This is a genomic window from Heyndrickxia sp. FSL W8-0496, from assembly GCF_038007825.1.
GTDB lineage: Bacteria > Bacillota > Bacilli > Bacillales > Bacillaceae_C > Heyndrickxia > Heyndrickxia oleronia.
Genome location: NZ_JBBOXX010000001.1, coordinates 4242371 through 4259827, shown reverse-complemented (window position 1 = coordinate 4259827; position 17457 = coordinate 4242371). Strand labels below are relative to the sequence as shown.

Genomic DNA, 17457 nt, shown 5'->3' with positions numbered 1-17457 from the left:
TTCATATAGAAAGAGGAGGAAGATCGACTTTGGGACAGCAGCGGGAAAATCAGAGAAATCATACGATAAAAAGGAAAAAAATCATAAGTTTGGGACTACTATTATTGACTATTTTCCTATTATTCTTTCTTATTAGAAGTTTTAATTCTCCTCCTCTAAAGAGAGAGATAGAAAAAGATGTGAAAAATTTTAATAGGAAAACAGGGACATTAAAAACTTCATCAACCAATTCAAAAAAAGCTAACGGGAAAGTCATTTACTTAACTTTTGATGACGGTCCATCTTCCGCAACGGATGACATCCTTAAAACCTTACAAGAACATCAGGCTAAAGCAACTTTTTTTATGCTTTCTCCTCATATGCAGGAGCGTCCTGATGTTGTAAAACGGATAGTTGAAGAGGGGCATAGCGTAGGCTTACATGGTGTAACACATGATGTTAACCAGTTTTATCATTCCAAACAAACGGTTCTTGGTGAAATGAATGAAGCGCAAAAAGTACTCGAAAGTATTACTGGAATCCATTCTGTACTTATTCGTTCTCCATACGGAAGTGTACCTTATCTAGTCAAACCGTTCAGAAAAGCTTTGAATGCACAAGGCTATCAAATATGGGATTGGAACATGGACAGCCGTGACTGGGACCTAAAAAATGGGAAGTATGTGGAAACTGTTATTGATCAAATCCAACAATTCGAAGGAAATGATGCTGCCCAACCGGTTGTGTTGTTGCATGATAAATCCAATACTGCGAAATATTTACCGAAGTTATTGGGCTATTTAACAAAACAAGGGTTACAAATGAAGAAACTTGATGATTCTATAGAACCGGTACAATTCAAATGCTATGACCGTTGCCATCGACTTGATGAACAATAAACACTCCAAAACAATAGAAAAATAGAAAGAAGGCAGAAACATGAAGAAAAAAATGTTGAGTATTACTTTTCTCTTATTTTCAATCATTATATTATCTGCTTGCACAAGCAATTCCAGCGACAAAGACAATAGCGGAAATCATCAGAGCAAGAGCGGTAAAAACAGTGACACAATATATAAGGTTGTCATTGATCCAGGACATGGCGGTACAGATGTCGGGGCAACAGGAGCCAGTGGACAGAATGAAAAGAATTTTACTTTAAGTGTGTCGAAAAGGGTGGAAAAACTATTGGAACAGGAACCCCAAATAAAAGCTTTTATGACAAGGTCGGATGATCGTTTTATATCGCAAGAAAGCCGGTACAGACCCCAATATGCCAATAAATTGAATGCAGATTTATATATATCTATTCACGGAAACACTTTTTCCAATCCCGATGTTTCAGGGACGGAAACGTTTTATTATCACAAGAATTCCCGTCTTTTAGCTGAGATATTACAGAAACATGTGGTAGAAGTAAGCGGATTTAGGGATAGAGGGGTAAAGAAGGAAGATCTTTTTGTTGTAAGGGATACTAAAATGCCGGCTGCTCTGATAGAAGTAGGCTATCTGACGAATCCTCAGGAAGAATCAAAAATGTGGAATGATGATTTTCAAAATAATATTGCCACTGCGATTGTAGCGGGGATTAAAGAATACATATACGCAAAATAGGAATATTCGCGATAAATCTATTACTATGAAACTAACATAAATGGAGTGTTTTTGCACTGCTTGTGTTGGATCGGTGCCGGAAGAAGGGAAACATGAGTAGAGGCTGTATGATCAAATATTCTGTTCTGAGGAAGTTAAAAATCAAAGATGCGATGTACTTAAAGTAACGAGGAGTTTTATTTGGATAAACGGTCACATTGATAGAGGTTTTTTTCGAGGGAGTAGAGAAGAATTACTATATGGGCCAAGCTAAATCACTATTATTAGTAAAGGAAGGTTAAATGAAAAGAGAATATAAAAAAATCCCATATGTTCTGAAGGGACAAGAACCTATAAAGCATACAACAAGCAGATTACAGTATAAGAAGGTAACTAAAGATTTAGAGGGGAAATTTAAAGAATGTATTGGAAAGATTATAGTCGGATCTTTAGATTCTATGGACCAAAGATTACTAGATAACCAAGCAACAATTGAAGAATTAGTAGATGAATATTGGTCGGTGGATGAGCAGCATTTTGTATATAAGAAAGATTGGTGGAAGATCGCATATTTGGAAGATACCGTGGTTGGAATTACTCAGCCTGTAGTCTATAAAGGTAGTGAAAGAGATGGATTAGTGGAAGGGACAATCCACTACATTGGAGTATTGCCTGAACATAGAGGTCAAGGATATATAATTGACATTCTACAAGAAACAACTGAAACTTTAAAATCTATTGGGATATGGAGAATATTTTCTGATACAGATATTAACAACTTACCAATGAGGAATGCATTTGAAAAGGTCGGATATTCCGTTTGGAGAAAAAACTAATTTGTAGCTTTTTGCATTTGTCGTCTTAGAGAACATTGCTAAAATCTACTTTTGAGCTGATCACTAGCAAACGAGGGCACAAATTGAAGAAGAATTTACGCCCTTATTTGTTGAAATTACTTAAAGACTAAAGAAGCGGTTTTCTTCTATGAAGAAGAACAATTATCCCTTAGTAAGGCCTTATTTAGGAAAAAAATTCTTTTCAACTTTTGTATTATGAATTTATGTTTACAAGATTAAAATAGTATATTTTTAACATCAAAACAGCGCGTCTCCAAAATGAAAACAGCGCTGTTTTGTAAATATATAGATTATTTATTTGTAGCTTGGCCATCAAGGTCATGATGTAGTTCTGGTGCTGGGACTATAGGGTCTGGAATGTTACCTTGTGGTGCTGGGTCAGATAGATAAACGAAATCTCCAGTACCGTCCGGAGCACTTCCGGTAGCCCATAGACCTGTAGATGATTCTTCGCCTTGTGAAAGGTCCCAGAATTCTAACGCATGCGGCTGGGATTCCTTTTCAGCTTCTGGTGGGAAGGATGCTGGTACGACTACTCCGTTTTTCTCTTCGAGTTCACTGATGGCAGCCATCCATTGATATTGATGATAGCGGTCACGGGCAAGCATTTTTCGAAATGTTGCACGAACGCCTTCGTCTTTTGTCATATGGTAGATTCGAGCAACCTGAAGACGTCCTTGACTTTCTGCATTTAGGTTTGCACGCATATCAGCAAGCAAGTTGCCACTAGCTACGATATAGCCTGCATTCCATGGAACACCTTGGGAATCCTTAGGAGTTGCTCCAAGTCCACTAACGATTAAGTGTTGAGGATTTATTCCACCCATAATAGCAGCCAATGTCGGATCTTTGGCAGCTTCTGCCTGCTGCTCGGGTGAAGCACCGTCTAGCAATTGACAAATTAAAGAACAAAGCATTTCAACGTGACCGATTTCTTCTGTGCCGATATCCATCAACATGTCTTTGTATTTTTCATTTCCGCGACAGTTCCAACCTTGGAATAAATACTGCATCATAACGGACATTTCACCGAATTGGCCGCCTAGTAATTCCTGAATATGCTTCGCAAGCTGCGGATCGGGACGCTTTACTTTTACTTCAAATTGCAATTCCTTCTGATGACGAAACATGTATATCCTCCTTTAAAATTAAGAAGCTTTTTTAGAATAATAATAAGTAACATGATGCTTGTACAGAGGTAGAATGGAAACTTAATTATTCTTACTAGTAAAAAAGCGTCTTTATGGATTGTGGATGAACTGAACCCCGAATAGTAGACACTTAAAAAAAAGTGCCCTATTCGGGGTTTTTTCTATGGGAAAAGCCCGTTATACTTAACATAATTAATTTGAACGGGAGTTATCTTATGAGTAAAATCTATTTTAATGAACATCAACGTCAACTATTAGAAGCCAATCCCAATGTTGCTTCAGTATCTGACCGAGCGATTCAATATACACCTGAATTTAAAATTAAAGCAGTAAATGAGAACTTAGCTGGGAAAGGACCTACTCAAATCTTTATAGAAAATGGGTTTGATCTTGAAATGATTGGCCCTAAAAAAGCTAAATCAGCTTTGAAGCGTTGGAGAAATACTTTTAATCAATATGGAGAAAATGGTTTTTTGGAAGAACGTCGAGGAAAAGGAAGTACGGGAAGACCAACAACTAGTGAGTTATCCGCTGATAAGAAGCTAGAAAAAGCAGAGGCTCGTATTCGTTATCTCGAAGCTGAAATTGAATTACTAAAAAAGCTAGAGGAACTCGAAAGGAAGGCGAAGAAACACAAGTAGCTCCACATGAAAAATACGCAGTCATCAATGAAGTAATTCGTAAATATCAACTAATCAATAGTGTCTCTGAGCTATGTACTGTCGCACATGTTAGTCGCAGTGGTTATTATGCATGGCTGCGGAATACTGAAAAACATGCCATTCGAGAGAACAATGATTATGAGGATTATCTCTTTTTAAAGTGCATCTATGATGCATTCAAAGGGAAAGTTGGCTATCGTGGACTTTATATGAAAGTATGTGAATTACTTGAAAACCCAATGAACCCAAAGAAAATACGCCGTCTAATGCGCAAGTATAATTTCTTTGCGAAAGTGCGACGTGCAAACCCATATAAAAATATTGCAAAAGCTACTCAAGAACATAAGACATTACCAAATAGATTAAACCGTGAATTTACACAAGACGAGCCGGAAAAAGTATTTTTAACTGACATTACCTATTTAAAGTATCGAGGAAAAACAGCCTATCTATCCTGTGTTAAGGATGTCGCTACACGTGAAATAGTGGCATATGAATTATCACAAACATTGAAAATGTCGATTGTTTACAATACTCTAGCAAAATTAGAAGAGAAATTAGGGAATAATATACATCCAGAAGCCATGATACACTCTGATCAAGGTTTCCATTACACGCATCCAGAATTTCAAAAAAGGGTGAAACAGATGAATTTGAAACAATCTATGTCACGTAGAGGGAACTGTATCGATAATGCACCAATGGAATCCTTCTTTGGACATATGAAAGATGAAATGGACTATAAAGAAGTTCATACATTTGAAGAACTAAAACAATTAGTTAATCAATATATGATTTTCTATAATGCATCAAGAAGACAATGGAATTTAAAAAAGATGACTCCGGCAGAATACCGAAGTCATCTAATCGCTGCTTAAATAGCAGGGTTACTTTTATTAAACTGTCCGAAATTTAGGGCGCAGTTCAGATCTCAACTCCACAGTACTTTTTTACCCATCTTTAAGCCTATAAAACTTAAAAATAACTTTTAAAAAGGCTCTTTTCTCAAACATTGTTGCTATTTTAGTAAAGTTATAAGTAATAAATATCGACTGAGGATCGCTAAACGTTCATTTTACTGAGAAAACTTTCATGATCTTTCGCTCTCAACCCAGAATGAAAATAGGTTCACTGTCCCATAATGTAGATACCACAAACAGTGAGTATATGACGTAGCTCTTATTGGTGGTTTTACCCTGTTGAGAAAACTGTTGGAATGAATTTGGTGCACAACCCATTGTTAGCTCTCTCATTTCGAGAGATGACTACGAACAGAAAAATGTTTAATTTCAAATTCATTCCACTGTTTGTGGAATATTTTCAGAAGGTGGAGTGAAATGGAAACATTGCACAAACGATGTGCAGGCCTAGATGTTCATTCGGAAACAATAGTTGCCTGCGTCATTCTTGGAGAATCAGAAACTGACTTGATTAAGGAGACCGAAACATTTCCTACTTTGACGAAGGATCTGTTTCATCTTCTTAAATGGCTTGAGGAGAAGGAAGTAACCCACATCGCAATGGAAAGTACAGGCGTCTACTGGAAACCTGTATACAATATCTTGGAGGATTTCTTTGATATTACTTTGGCAAATGCTCAAAGGATTAAAAATGTCCCTGGAAGGAAAACAGATGTTTCGGATGCTGAATGGATTGCTAAATTATTAAGACATGGCTTAATAGAGAAAAGTTTTGTCCCTTCTGAAGACTTTCGAAATTTAAGAGATTTGACTCGCCTCAGAAAAAAATGGATTGGACACATGACATCCGAAAAAAACCGAATCCAAAAGGTACTAGAGTCCTCAAATATTAAATTAAGCACAGTTATTTCAGATGTATTTGGAGTATCAGGACGAAAACTGTTGGAACAACTCATGAATGAAGGTTATATCGACCAAGAAGATGTCGAACAAAAAATACATGGAAGAATGGCCCATAAAAAGCAATTGATTACCGACTCACTATTTGGAACATTAAATGATCACCAGCTATTTCTTATTAAGCAATCTTGGATGCACATTGTTAATTTAGAAGAATTAATATCAGATATCGAGAAAAGAATCGACGTCATTTTATCCAACTATCAGGAGGAAGTACAGCTTCTGATTACAATGCCGGGAATTAAGAAAGACACGGCAGCTGTTATCATTGCGGAAATAGGAGTAGATATGGGACAATTTCCAACCTCTAAACATCTTGCATCATGGGCAGGATTGTCGCCCGGAAATCACGAAAGTGCCGGAAGGAAAAAAAACACTAAAACAGTTAAAGGAAATCCTCATATTAAATCTGCATTGTGTGAGGCTGCGTGGGCTGTTTCAAGAAGTCGGAAACAAAGATTAGGAATCAAATATTGGTCACTAGCTGCAAGAAGGGGAAAGAAAAAAGCACTCGTTGCCATCGGACATCGAATGCTAACTATTGTCTATCATATGCTTCAGAATAAGGAACCCTACCACGAGTCAACTTAAATTAGCATTATAGACAAACAACAGAAAAGTTAAACGAGAAACCGAAAAACTCGGTAGCTCTGCTTTCCTATTGCCCAAATTAAATTATTTATAGCTTGCACAATTTTAATCAAGTTTAAACTCAATAAATTATTCTTAAAGTTGTTGGGAGTAAAAGCTGGCAGTTGGGCTTGTACAAAAGCAACAAACGATACAAAAACAGCCTTTAAAAAAGAAAACAAATCCAAGGGTTTAACCTGATTTTTAGGGAAAGAATGATAAAGAAGGTGCAGTAAAACCATTGTAGATCCAAGAAGGGTTCATATTTTTTGTGAAGCTATTGTGTGAAAGGGATAGATTAACAGAATACAGTAAAAGAGATAAATTAAATCTTTTAGAAAAAGTATAAATCCCGAACTTTGTATAATAAGTAGTCTTTTTGAGTTGCCGTTTTTTTTTTTTTTTAGATTGGGAGTTAAATTCTCTTACCAATATAATAATCTAGCATTTTAAAGAATAAGGGTTTACCTCCTTAAAAAGTAAAGCCTTTTTTTGTTATTCCACGATAGGAGTAGTTTAGCTAAATAAGTACAAACATGTAAATATAGGAATACATTCCGTTCATTTTTAAGGAATGGCTATTTACAAAATGAAGATGTCTGATTATAGTTATTAAAGAGTCATTATATCTATGACAGGAATAATAGTGTCAAGCAACATAGTTTCCAATTAAAATATAGGCTTTTTTCAGAATGGTTGCTAATTAGGTAAAGTTTTAGTAATTAGTATGATAAAAAAAAGCCAAATTATAACTTGAAGGAGATAGAGATATAATGGAATTTTGGGAATCAAGTTTTATTGACAAACAGACAATGTGGGGATTCGAGCCCACCAACTCCGCAATTTTAATAAAGGACTTTTTCCTTGAAAAAAACGTTAAGGATATATTAATACCAGGTATTGGATATGGAAGAAATGCGAAGGTATTCATTGAAAATGGAATAAATGTTACGGGTATTGAGATTTCAAAAACAGCAATTGGTTTGGCGAGGCAAAATGGAATTGATAATGAAATTTTTCATGGTTCTGTTACTGATATGCCTTTTGATAACAAACTTTACGATGGCATATTCTCTCACGCACTTATACATTTATTGAATGAGCAGGAGAGAAAGAAGTTTATTAAAGATTGCTACGATCAGTTAAAACCGAATGGATGTATGATTTTTACAACTGTTTCAAAAAAGGCACCAATGTTTAGTAAAGGCAAACAATTGGATAAAGACTATTTTGAGATAATGGAAGGGGTAAAAATGTTTTTTTATGATTCTGACTCCATAAAACAAGATTTTGGAGACTATGGTTTGGTTGAGTTTTCGGAAATTGATGAGCCAAATAAGGACATGAAAAATAAACCTTCAATAAATTTTATAATGGTGAAATGTATGAAAAAATGGTAAAGGTAAGAATGTGCTTTTTGCTTCATTTTACCGGAAAATATTGTGATGCAGGAGTGCCAGCAAAAGTTATAAAAAAATTAATAATAATTTAGAGTAATCATTATCATTGAATATATACCTTAAAAATTCCAAGTTTAATAGGCTTTCCTTTTCATACAATAAAAAAAGTGGTGCAACGTTAGTACCACTTTTTTGAAGTCTAGATTGGGATTATTAGTTTTGTAATCTTTTCAAATAAGGAAAGGTTATTTACTGAAAAAGATTGTACTTCAGACATTCATGTCCTCTTCCTACTTTAATTATAGCATATAAAAAAAGTACATTATAGACTATTTCTTTCTATATCGTGCTGGTAAAATCTATAGAACATTAACGGTTAGGAGAGATGTTGAATGAGTTCTTTGGTTCTCGATTTTCAGGAGATAAAAAAAACACAGCTTTCGCTCGTTGGAGGAAAAGGGTTAAATTTAGGAGAATTATCAAAAATTCAAGGAATACAAGTACCAGAAGGATTTTGTATTACAACAGTGGGATTTCAAAAAGCTATCGAACAAAACGATGCGTATCACGCTTTATTGGGCCAACTAAAAATGCTACAGGTTGAAGATCGAGATCAGATTGGTGAAATCAGCCGTAAGATTCGACAAATTCTGCTGGAAGTTGAAATTCCTTCCGATGTTGTGAAAGCAGTTACTCACTATCTCTCCCAATTTGGCGAGGAACATGCTTATGCAGTGCGTTCTAGTGCGACTGCAGAAGATTTACCACATGCATCTTTTGCGGGTCAGCAAGACACCTATTTAAATATCATCGGCAAAGAAGCAATTATGCAGCATATTAGTAAATGCTGGGCTTCCCTATTTACAGATCGTGCGGTCATCTACCGTATGCAAAATGGATTTGATCACAGTCAAGTGTATTTATCCGTTATCGTTCAAAAAATGGTGTTTCCACAGGCTTCAGGGATTTTATTTACCGCTGATCCAATAACCTCCAACCGAAAGCTCCTATCAATCGACGCCAGTTTTGGACTTGGAGAAGCATTAGTTTCTGGTATTGTAACGGCCGACTGTTATAAAGTGAGAGAAGAGGAAATCGTCGATAAGAGGATAGCAACAAAAAAATTGGCCATCTATGCACGAGAAGAAGGCGGAACAAAGACTGAGCAGATTGCTCCTGATCAGCAAAAGTTTCAAACACTTACTAACGAACAAATTTTACAATTAGCTCACATTGGAAGACAGATTGAAGCTTATTTTGGTTGCCCGCAGGACATCGAATGTTGTTTAGTTGATGATACATTTTATATAGTCCAGAGTCGTCCTATTACTACTTTATACCCCATCCCTGAAGCGAATGATAAAGAAAATCACGTTTACATTTCTGTCGGCCATCAACAAATGATGACTGACCCAATGAAACCATTGGGATTATCTTTTTGGCTGTTAACGACTCCTGCTCCTATGCGTAAAGCAGGTGGTAGGTTGTTTGTTGATGTTACACAAAATCTGGCTTCACCTGTTAGTAGAGAAATTTTATTAAATGGTATGGAAAAACACGATCAACTCTTAAAAGATGCATTAATGACCATACTAGAGCGAAAGGATTTCATAACACCGTCCTCAAATGATAAGAAAGAACAGAGTCGTCCGAGTATAAGTAATAAAGGTAATTCGATGGTGGATTTTCAGACACTAATCGAAAACAATCCAACAATTGTTTCTGATTTGATTAAGAGTAGCGAAACATCGATAGAAATGTTAAGACAAAACATCCAAATGAAATCGGGAACGGATTTATTTGATTTTATTTTAGAGGATATCCAGGAATTAAAGAGGATCTTATTTAACCCACAAAGTTCGATTGTGTTTAGGACTGCTATGGATGCATCATCATGGATCAATGAAAAAATGAATAAGTGGTTAGGTGAAAAAAACGCAGCAGATACGCTTTCTCAATCTGTACCATACAATATTACATCGGAAATGGGTCTAGCATTAATGGATGTTGCAGATGTGATTCGTCCTTATCCGAAGATCATAGAGTATTTACAACATGTCAAAGATGATCACTTTTTGGATGAACTGGTTGAGTTTGATGGTGGGCAGGAAACCCGAGACGCGATTAATGCCTATCTTAGCAAATATGGGATGCGATGTGCAGGTGAAATCGATATAACTAGAACTCGTTGGAGTGAAAAACCTACTACACTTATCCCTTTGATACTAAGTAACATCAAGAATTTTGAGCCGAATGAAAGCAAGAGAAAATTCGAGCAAGGTCGCCAGGAGGCCTTGCAAAAAGAACAAGAGTTAGTAGATAGATTGAAACGACTACCGGATGGTAAACAAAAAGCTAAAGAGACAAAACAAATGATTAGCATCATCCGGAATTTTATTGGTTATCGTGAATATCCAAAATACGGCATGATCAATCGCTACTTTGTTTATAAGCAAGCTTTACTGAAAGAAGCGGAAAAACTTGTTCAAGCGGGAATTATTCATGAAAAAGAAGATATATACTATCTCACTTTTGAGGAACTTACTGAAATAGTACGCACAAATAAATTGGATTACGAGATTATCAACAAACGAAAAGACGAGTACAAATTATATGAAAAACTAACTCCACCACGTGTGATTACATCAGATGGTGAAATCATAACAGGTAAGTATAAACGAGACAATCTACCAGCCGAAGCCATTGTTGGTTTACCTGTTTCCTCTGGAGTTATCGAGGGAAGAGCACGTGTCATCTTAAACATGGAAGATGCAAATATAGAAGATGGAGATATATTAGTCACCGCATTTACTGATCCTAGCTGGACACCATTGTTTGTATCCATAAAAGGTCTAGTCACCGAAGTTGGTGGATTAATGACTCATGGAGCAGTTATCGCACGTGAATATGGCTTACCAGCAGTAGTCGGAGTGGAGAATGCAACCAAACTGATAAAAGATGGGCAAAAAATTCGCGTGCATGGAACAGAAGGATATATTGAAATATTGTAATGACTAAAATACAAGCAGATTTCATTAGTTAGCTCCGCTCCATTGGTTACCAGTACGGTGTCTTTTACCCCAAACTATCTAGAAATGATACTAGGGGGAGTAATAAGATTCCCATAAAACTTCTACTATTATATTTAAATTGAATTATTCTATGAGCGACGCAAAAATAATCATTTGCGTCGCTTTTTACATGGGCAATAATTTGTTAGTGTAGTCCATTGTCATAGTTCTTTATTTGCTAAAAAAAATATCATTAATTGATATATCAAATTATGATATAATTCTGGACATATATATCACATCATGATATATTGTTTATAGATATATGTATCGTTTTGTGATATATCTTATGATGATATAGAGGGTGAAGGAATGAATAAAGCGGAGCAATTAACAGATTCAATGTTTTATATTATGGCTGCATTAACGAAACCAAGGCATGGTTACGCAATTATGAGCTTAATTGAAGAAACAACAAAAGGTGCAATTACAATAGGTCCCGCTTCAATGTACACGATTATTAAAAAGTTATTAAAACAAGAATGGATTTATTTATATGATGGTTCGGATTCAAGACGTAAAACCTATCTGCTCACTGAAAAGGGTAGAGACGTGTTAGAAGAAGATGTAAAGCTAAGAAAACAGATGATTCAATTAGCGGAAACTGGATTGAAGGAGGTGGAAGAATGAAACAAACAAAGTATATTATGTCAGGTGGGTTAGCTTTTTCTGAGGATAAGGACATGGAAAAATTACGCCAATTTTCTTTGAAGGGTTGGCATGTCAGTGATTTTAAGTTTATGGGATATACGCTTAAAAAAGGAGAAAGCTTTGATTATATCTACAGTGTAGATTATCGTTCGTTAAACGAGGATGAAGTAGAGGAATACCTTGACTTTTTTTCATCTGCTGGATGGTCGCATATTGCCTCAGAAGGTGATATTCATTTATTCCGAGCAGATCCTGGTACAATACCAATCTATAGCGACCGTGACACATCGGCTGAAAAGTATGCGAATTTAGCCCTTTCTATGAATTACTTTGCCATTCCGCTCGTTTTAATAACAGTGATCGCATGGATTGGAGCAATGATCAGTTCAGGTACCTTTCAATCAGTACTTTATGTGATAGCTATTATTTTAACTGTATTTGCCATTCCGACAGCTTGGACTGTAATCACGACATACAATAACAAATGGAAGGCAAAAGAAAAAAAAGGATTCGTCTATTTATCAAAAACGATACTAATCCTTTTCTTCTTAATGGCTGTTATGATTTTGTTTTTAGTCAATGGTAGTGCAGTTCAACTCATAGTATCTATGATCATTGGAGCAATCTTACTTCCAACTGCAATTTGGGTCATCATGTCTATTTATCATAAAATAGGTGGGAAGAAAGCTTAGGATAAGCGTTTCATTGTAAATTTTTTTGACATTTTTATGGAGCTATCAAGTACAAGACTTGAGGAAGATGAGATCGCTACGGCGATCTTTTTTTGTTCCACTATAGGGTTTGTAAATTTAATAAAAGAATAATAAATAGCCCTTAGTGTAGGCAGGCTAATGCTGAGGTGTTTATATGAAAAGACAATTAGGAATATTAATCGTTTTATGTTTAATGATAGTAACTTTTCCCAATTTCTCAAAAGCAATTAAATATAACCATAACAGCAAAACTATTCGTGAAATTAAACATCACGTCGATTTTAATGTACTCGTACCAAAAAATGTACCTGATGACTGGACATTAGAAATCAAAACTTACCCATGGGAAGTAAAGACCAATTTCACCAGCTTTAGATTGCATTATATGGATAAAAACGATGAAAAAATGAAGATTAGTATTGAACAAACGAAGGAAGCAGAGAAGCAAACGGAAGAGAATAATCCGTATGCCAAGACAGTAATTATAAATGGACATTTAGGCAAATTAATAAAATGGGGAAATGATGGTGAAGTTGATTATAAAGGAGAAATTTTAACTGGTGGTGTACTTCAGTGGACACAAGATGGGACAAACATAGAATTATTTAGTTTAACTATACCTATCGAGAAAATGTTAGAGATTGCACGTTCTATAGAGTAGGCAGTCATTACATAAAGAAATCGTTGGTGTAATCAGGAATAATTCCTTGTGGTTCAATTTTTAATTGAACCAAAGATGCAGGATAGTTGGATAATATTTGGAGATTATACATCTAAAAAAGGGTGTAAAACTATGAAAAGAATAAACCTTATTGTTTTACTTTTGTTAAATGTTATTGGTTCTAACGAAAAGGCATATGCCAATACAAATAATCCTCCAAGACCATTTGAAGAGATATTTCCTGAAGTTGGTTATAAATCTGTAGATGAGGCAATAAAAGAATTTGAGGATTATTTCAAACAAGATTTGAAGCTACCCCTCCGACACCCCCCCATTACTTTTACACATCAGTTCGGAAGGTTTAGTAACTTAGAAGGCGATAGTAACGATTCGTTTGAAGTAAAGTTTATAAGTGATAAATCACCTGAAAATCATTATAAGATTAATGTTCACCCTATAAAGCATAAAATCTTAATCCCAGATAAGTATGTTTTAAAACTCGTTAAACTAAAAAACGGTAATGATGCAACATATATGAACGTATCAGGTTTTAATATATTAGTTTTCGAAAGAGATACTTGGCAATATTTCTTAAGTATTGATAAAAGGCTGTCTAGAAAGGTGACTCTCGAAATGTTAGTTGATATTGCTGATTCAATTGATTATTAACTAAAATAAAAAATTAGTTATTAAATGAACATGTACATTCTTTTTATAAGGGACATTTTAAAAAAATCATGGTGAAGTCTAGTTGAATAATGAAAAGTTAAGGAACTCTATATAGAGGGACTTATTATTGTTGGTATGTAATTGTTAGGAAGAACCTCAAGATTAATTTCAAAGGTGAAAATGTACTCAAGCCCTTTTGGGATAAGCGAAGTTAACTCTAGCTATGCTCCACAAATTATCTATAAACACAATAAATAAAGACCAGATAAAGAGTTATTCATAATCTTTACAAAAGGGCTCAGATTGTTGAAGAATAGTAGGAACTTGGTTGTAAGATTTGAAACTACATGTTTTTGAATATTTAATACCATCCGGCTAAAATTACAGCTGTCACAAATATTATTTGCAGGATGGTTCTAAGAAACAAAGGCGTAACGGGTCTTTCATCAATCCTGACACTTACCTTTGCAGCATGGATATTAGCTGGAAACATAACAATTAGTAAAATGACCAAGCATATCGAAGCAATTTTTGAAGTGATCGTTATTAGCAGACCTAAAGCACCGATAATTTCCAATATCCCCGTAATTGTTACGATGAAATTGGGATATGGCAACGAAGAAGGTACCATTTTAATAAGACCTGGACGTCTCTTTCCCCAATGAGCCATTGCAGTAAATAAAAACATGATAGCGACAGCAAGGCGCAATGATGTTTGCCATTCATTCAAAGGTAATTCAAAATAACCAATTACACTAAACAGCAGAAATCCAACAATTAGAACAATAAAAGGAGCCATTTAATTCATCCTCTCTTGTTAATTTAAAATGCTTTTGTAATCATAAGATACAAAATGACCACAGGTAATAGGGTAGCTGCTATTCCTACAATTGCCCAATAACGAGATACATTCTTATATTTATTCGAAATGACTCCGTCGTCTATTGATCGGGCACTGTAACGGACCATGCTTCGCTGTATGGGTATAAGTACCGCTAACCAAAGAAAGCCGGTTAATACAAACAGGAATAATGACAATGTAAGCCAATTGAAAGTGTCCATTGAATAGCCTGATTGAACGGCCATTAAAATGCCTGAAACAATAATTAGTATTAATCCTGGCAATGTAAAGATGAAATCAGCCAACATAACGTTTTTCACAGTATGATGAATAAACTTAGGATCCCTTTTTATATCAGCTCTAATTTTCCAAAAGGCGGCAGTGACAATATTCCCAAGAAAAATAACTGCTCCAAGAATGTGCAAAAACAACAAAACGTTCATTGTGGTTAGCACCCTTTCTTTTATTTTGGTTTTGATTGCAGTAAATCCACCATAAGTAATGAAAAATCATCTGCACTGAAATCGTGAGAATCATTAAAGATGGAACTGCGCACACGGAAGCCGTAGGAGATCAATATAAATAACTCAGCTGTCTTATCTGCATTAACCGATAAGGGAATGACCCCAGCATGTTGACCGGCAGTAATCCACTGTTTGGATAATTGAAGGGACTGATCGTAAAATTTATTAATTATTGTACTGACAGCAGGCTGATCGTTCTTCGATAACAAATAAAGAAAGATTTGATTTGTTGCATCGTGGGGGTCTTGCAGTGATGGCAAATTTTTAACAATTTCTTTCAAAGGGCCTTCAAACTCTTTTTTACCTTGGTTTACTTCCGCAAAAAATCGATCATTGGTTTCTTCAATCCTTTCCTGTAAAACTAAAGCCAATAGTTCATCCTTGCTTTTCACATAATGGTATATAGCTCCTTTGGAAAGTCCAGTACGTTTGATAATGTCGTTCAGAGTCATTTTGTGACATCCTCTTTCCTGTACTAAAGCTCTTGTTGCATCCAATAGTAACTTTTTTGTATTTTTTCGTTTTGATTCTCGGTCCATTCCTCTTCATCCTTTATCGTTAGATTTATTGATAAGGTTATAATAACATACCGACGGTCGGTTTGGAAACAATTTCTTATTTAATTACTCTGTTTAACAGTATTAGCTAATATTATTAATGTGTTATTCCATTAAAGGACGCTTTTCTTTAATAAGTTCGCGTCATTTTTGTTGCCAACACATTTAAGGATTAAGTTTATTAGGTGAAAAAGAATTGTTAAGTATTGTACTTAAGTAAAGGGGGCAAGAGTTGAAATCTTAGAGGTAGTAATGTATTTATCGAATTGTTGCAAAGGACCGTAAAATTCAATAAATACATAAAATCCTCTTTAATTTATTTGGTAACATTTAGTAATGTTTATATAGAGATGTAAAGAAAGGGGAATCTATACTACATGTGTGGAATACTTTGAAATGATTAGTTAATTGAATAGAGAGATAATGGCGATTCTTGATTGTTAAGGATCAATCTATAATCATTCAAGGGATTCCATGGTGTGGACAATTAAATTTCCATTACTAAGCAGATACCTTTGTATATCTGTTTTTTTATGGGGAGAATTACATCTCTATTGGCACTATCATAGCGTTCCTATATCGGGGGAAAATTAATGACAAGTCAGTACGAAAATGAAGAAATGCTAACAGGAGGAAATGTCTCTAACGTTTATCGTTCGAGAGATACTGTTAGGCGAGAATTAAAACCAGAAAGTCCCAAAATTCATAAGTTATTAAAGCACTTAGAAAACAATGGGTTTAGTTATGCACCAAAGTTCTTAGGTATTGATGAAAAAGGGAGAGAGATTTTATCATTTATTGAAGGAGAAGCTGGTAATTATCCTTTAAAAGAATATATGTGGTCAAATGAAGGATTAAAAGATATAGCTAAAATGCTACGTCATTATCATGATGCAGTAAGTGACTTTCCCTTATCAGATGATTGGAATCCAATAGATAATACTCCAAACAAGATGGAGGTTATATGTCACAATGATTTTGCTATATATAACATCATTTTTAATCACCAAAAACCAGCAGGCATAATTGATTTTGATATTGCTGCTCCTGGTCCAAGACTTTGGGATATAGCTTATACTCTATATACTTGCGTTCCTTTAAGTAGACTTTATCACACTGAAACAGGTGAGGCAGTTTATTATGATTCATTAAAGGATGCCAAACGAATAAAAGAAAGAGTTAAATTGTTTTTTGAATCTTACGGTATTGAGGGATTAATAGAAGATTTTGTAGAGATGGTATTGTTACGATTAGAAGGATTATGTAAATTTATGATAAGAAAGGCTAGTGAAGGTGACATTGCCTTTCAAAAGATGATGAATAATGGGGAACTTAAACATTATAAAAACGATATAAATTTCATTCGTGAACATGGAAAAGAGTGGATTTGAAGAATAAGTAAAAAAAGAAGTAGCGTTAAGCCTAGAAGGTTTGACGCTGTTTTTGTTAAATATCATTCTCTTCAAGAGGCAGGTTAATAAAATAAAGCAGGACTTTTAGATGGGGTGTCGTATTCTATTTGTATACAATAGTCATAGAGTGATTGAAATGTGTTTAAGGGCTACAAATTTGAAGAAAGCTGTTTTCTTCATTTTAGTTTTACTTATTATTTGTTTCG

Annotated in this window: 16 protein-coding genes; 12 read left to right on the top strand and 4 right to left on the bottom strand. The window is 35.0% G+C overall.

Annotation, left to right across the window (positions count from 1 at the left end):
* Positions 1 to 29 precede the first annotated feature (29 nt).
* The 3 genes from NST63_RS21625 (at position 30) to NST63_RS21615 (ending at position 2408) form a co-directional block, all read left to right on the top strand.
* Positions 30 to 878, top strand: coding sequence for a polysaccharide deacetylase family protein (locus tag NST63_RS21625; RefSeq protein ID WP_341043718.1), 849 nt, complete (start codon positions 30 to 32; stop codon positions 876 to 878).
* Between the two features lie 40 nt (positions 879 to 918).
* Positions 919 to 1593 carry an N-acetylmuramoyl-L-alanine amidase family protein gene (locus NST63_RS21620; RefSeq protein ID WP_212944113.1) on the top strand — a complete coding sequence of 225 codons (675 nt, stop codon included), beginning with the start codon at positions 919 to 921 and terminating at the stop codon, positions 1591 to 1593.
* 281 nt (positions 1594 to 1874) lie between these two features.
* Positions 1875 to 2408, top strand: coding sequence for a GNAT family N-acetyltransferase (locus NST63_RS21615; RefSeq protein WP_341043716.1), 534 nt, complete (start codon positions 1875 to 1877; stop codon positions 2406 to 2408).
* A gap of 311 nt (positions 2409 to 2719) precedes the next feature.
* Here NST63_RS21615 and NST63_RS21610 read toward each other — a convergent pair whose 3' ends face one another.
* Positions 2720 to 3559, bottom strand: coding sequence for a manganese catalase family protein (locus NST63_RS21610; protein WP_212944115.1), 840 nt, complete (start codon positions 3557 to 3559; stop codon positions 2720 to 2722).
* Between the two features lie 236 nt (positions 3560 to 3795).
* Here NST63_RS21610 and NST63_RS21605 point away from each other — a divergent pair.
* The 8 genes from NST63_RS21605 (at position 3796) to NST63_RS21570 (ending at position 13917) form a co-directional block, all read left to right on the top strand.
* Positions 3796 to 5120 (top strand): IS3 family transposase gene (locus NST63_RS21605; protein ID WP_139254896.1). Its coding sequence is split into 2 segments (ribosomal slippage): positions 3796 to 4174 and positions 4174 to 5120, totalling 1326 coding nucleotides; the frame shifts between segments, so codons are not numbered across the junction.
* 459 nt (positions 5121 to 5579) lie between these two features.
* Positions 5580 to 6713, top strand: coding sequence for an IS110 family transposase (locus tag NST63_RS21600; RefSeq protein ID WP_259544588.1), 1134 nt, complete (start codon positions 5580 to 5582; stop codon positions 6711 to 6713).
* An 812-nt stretch (positions 6714 to 7525) separates the two neighbouring features.
* On the top strand, positions 7526 to 8152 hold the full coding sequence (locus NST63_RS21595) for a class I SAM-dependent methyltransferase (RefSeq protein WP_212944117.1): 627 nt from the start codon (positions 7526 to 7528) through the stop codon (positions 8150 to 8152).
* A 392-nt stretch (positions 8153 to 8544) separates the two neighbouring features.
* Entirely contained in the window at positions 8545 to 11163 is a 2619-nt protein-coding gene (gene ppsA, locus NST63_RS21590) for a phosphoenolpyruvate synthase (RefSeq protein ID WP_341043715.1), read from the top strand.
* A 372-nt stretch (positions 11164 to 11535) separates the two neighbouring features.
* Positions 11536 to 11853 carry a PadR family transcriptional regulator gene (locus NST63_RS21585; protein WP_139254835.1) on the top strand — a complete coding sequence of 106 codons (318 nt, stop codon included), beginning with the start codon at positions 11536 to 11538 and terminating at the stop codon, positions 11851 to 11853.
* Positions 11850 to 12566, top strand: coding sequence for a DUF2812 domain-containing protein (locus tag NST63_RS21580; protein WP_212944121.1), 717 nt, complete (start codon positions 11850 to 11852; stop codon positions 12564 to 12566). Before NST63_RS21585 ends, NST63_RS21580 begins: the two co-directional genes overlap by 4 nt.
* A gap of 175 nt (positions 12567 to 12741) precedes the next feature.
* Complete coding sequence (locus NST63_RS21575; RefSeq protein ID WP_341043713.1) at positions 12742 to 13248, top strand: DUF4367 domain-containing protein; 507 nt, start codon at positions 12742 to 12744, stop codon at positions 13246 to 13248.
* A 132-nt stretch (positions 13249 to 13380) separates the two neighbouring features.
* Positions 13381 to 13917: a hypothetical protein gene (locus NST63_RS21570; RefSeq protein WP_341043712.1), complete on the top strand. Its 537-nt coding sequence runs from the start codon at positions 13381 to 13383 to the stop codon at positions 13915 to 13917.
* A gap of 361 nt (positions 13918 to 14278) precedes the next feature.
* On the opposite strand, the gene NST63_RS21565 is transcribed toward NST63_RS21570, so the two are convergent.
* From NST63_RS21565 to NST63_RS21555, 3 genes are read right to left on the bottom strand one after another with little or no spacing between them, the layout of a single operon-like run.
* Positions 14279 to 14716, bottom strand: a complete 438-nt coding sequence (locus tag NST63_RS21565) for a DoxX family protein (protein ID WP_341043711.1) — start codon at positions 14714 to 14716, stop codon at positions 14279 to 14281.
* 23 nt (positions 14717 to 14739) lie between these two features.
* A complete protein-coding gene (locus NST63_RS21560) occupies positions 14740 to 15201 on the bottom strand; it encodes a DUF2269 family protein (RefSeq protein WP_341043710.1) in 462 nt (153 codons plus the stop codon).
* 20 nt (positions 15202 to 15221) lie between these two features.
* Positions 15222 to 15821 (bottom strand): TetR/AcrR family transcriptional regulator, encoded by a 600-nt coding sequence (locus NST63_RS21555; protein WP_341043709.1) that lies wholly within the window; start codon positions 15819 to 15821, stop codon positions 15222 to 15224.
* Between the two features lie 611 nt (positions 15822 to 16432).
* On the opposite strand from NST63_RS21555, the gene NST63_RS21550 reads away from it, so the two are divergent.
* A complete protein-coding gene (locus NST63_RS21550; RefSeq protein ID WP_341043708.1) occupies positions 16433 to 17230 on the top strand; it encodes an aminoglycoside phosphotransferase family protein in 798 nt (265 codons plus the stop codon).
* Positions 17231 to 17457 lie beyond the last annotated feature (227 nt).

Coding starts and splice junctions, on each gene's coding strand:
- NST63_RS21575 (WP_341043713.1), top strand. CDS start 12,742: ATGAAAAGACAATTAGGAATATTAATCGTTTTATGTTTAATGATAGTA.
- NST63_RS21595 (WP_212944117.1), top strand. CDS start 7,526: ATGGAATTTTGGGAATCAAGTTTTATTGACAAACAGACAATGTGGGGA.
- ppsA (WP_341043715.1), top strand. CDS start 8,545: ATGAGTTCTTTGGTTCTCGATTTTCAGGAGATAAAAAAAACACAGCTT.
- NST63_RS21620 (WP_212944113.1), top strand. CDS start 919: ATGAAGAAAAAAATGTTGAGTATTACTTTTCTCTTATTTTCAATCATT.
- NST63_RS21555 (WP_341043709.1), bottom strand. CDS start 15,821: ATGGACCGAGAATCAAAACGAAAAAATACAAAAAAGTTACTATTGGAT.
- NST63_RS21550 (WP_341043708.1), top strand. CDS start 16,433: ATGACAAGTCAGTACGAAAATGAAGAAATGCTAACAGGAGGAAATGTC.
- NST63_RS21580 (WP_212944121.1), top strand. CDS start 11,850: ATGAAACAAACAAAGTATATTATGTCAGGTGGGTTAGCTTTTTCTGAG.
- NST63_RS21585 (WP_139254835.1), top strand. CDS start 11,536: ATGAATAAAGCGGAGCAATTAACAGATTCAATGTTTTATATTATGGCT.
- NST63_RS21565 (WP_341043711.1), bottom strand. CDS start 14,716: ATGGCTCCTTTTATTGTTCTAATTGTTGGATTTCTGCTGTTTAGTGTA.
- NST63_RS21560 (WP_341043710.1), bottom strand. CDS start 15,201: ATGAACGTTTTGTTGTTTTTGCACATTCTTGGAGCAGTTATTTTTCTT.
- NST63_RS21615 (WP_341043716.1), top strand. CDS start 1,875: ATGAAAAGAGAATATAAAAAAATCCCATATGTTCTGAAGGGACAAGAA.
- NST63_RS21570 (WP_341043712.1), top strand. CDS start 13,381: ATGAAAAGAATAAACCTTATTGTTTTACTTTTGTTAAATGTTATTGGT.
- NST63_RS21600 (WP_259544588.1), top strand. CDS start 5,580: ATGGAAACATTGCACAAACGATGTGCAGGCCTAGATGTTCATTCGGAA.
- NST63_RS21610 (WP_212944115.1), bottom strand. CDS start 3,559: ATGTTTCGTCATCAGAAGGAATTGCAATTTGAAGTAAAAGTAAAGCGT.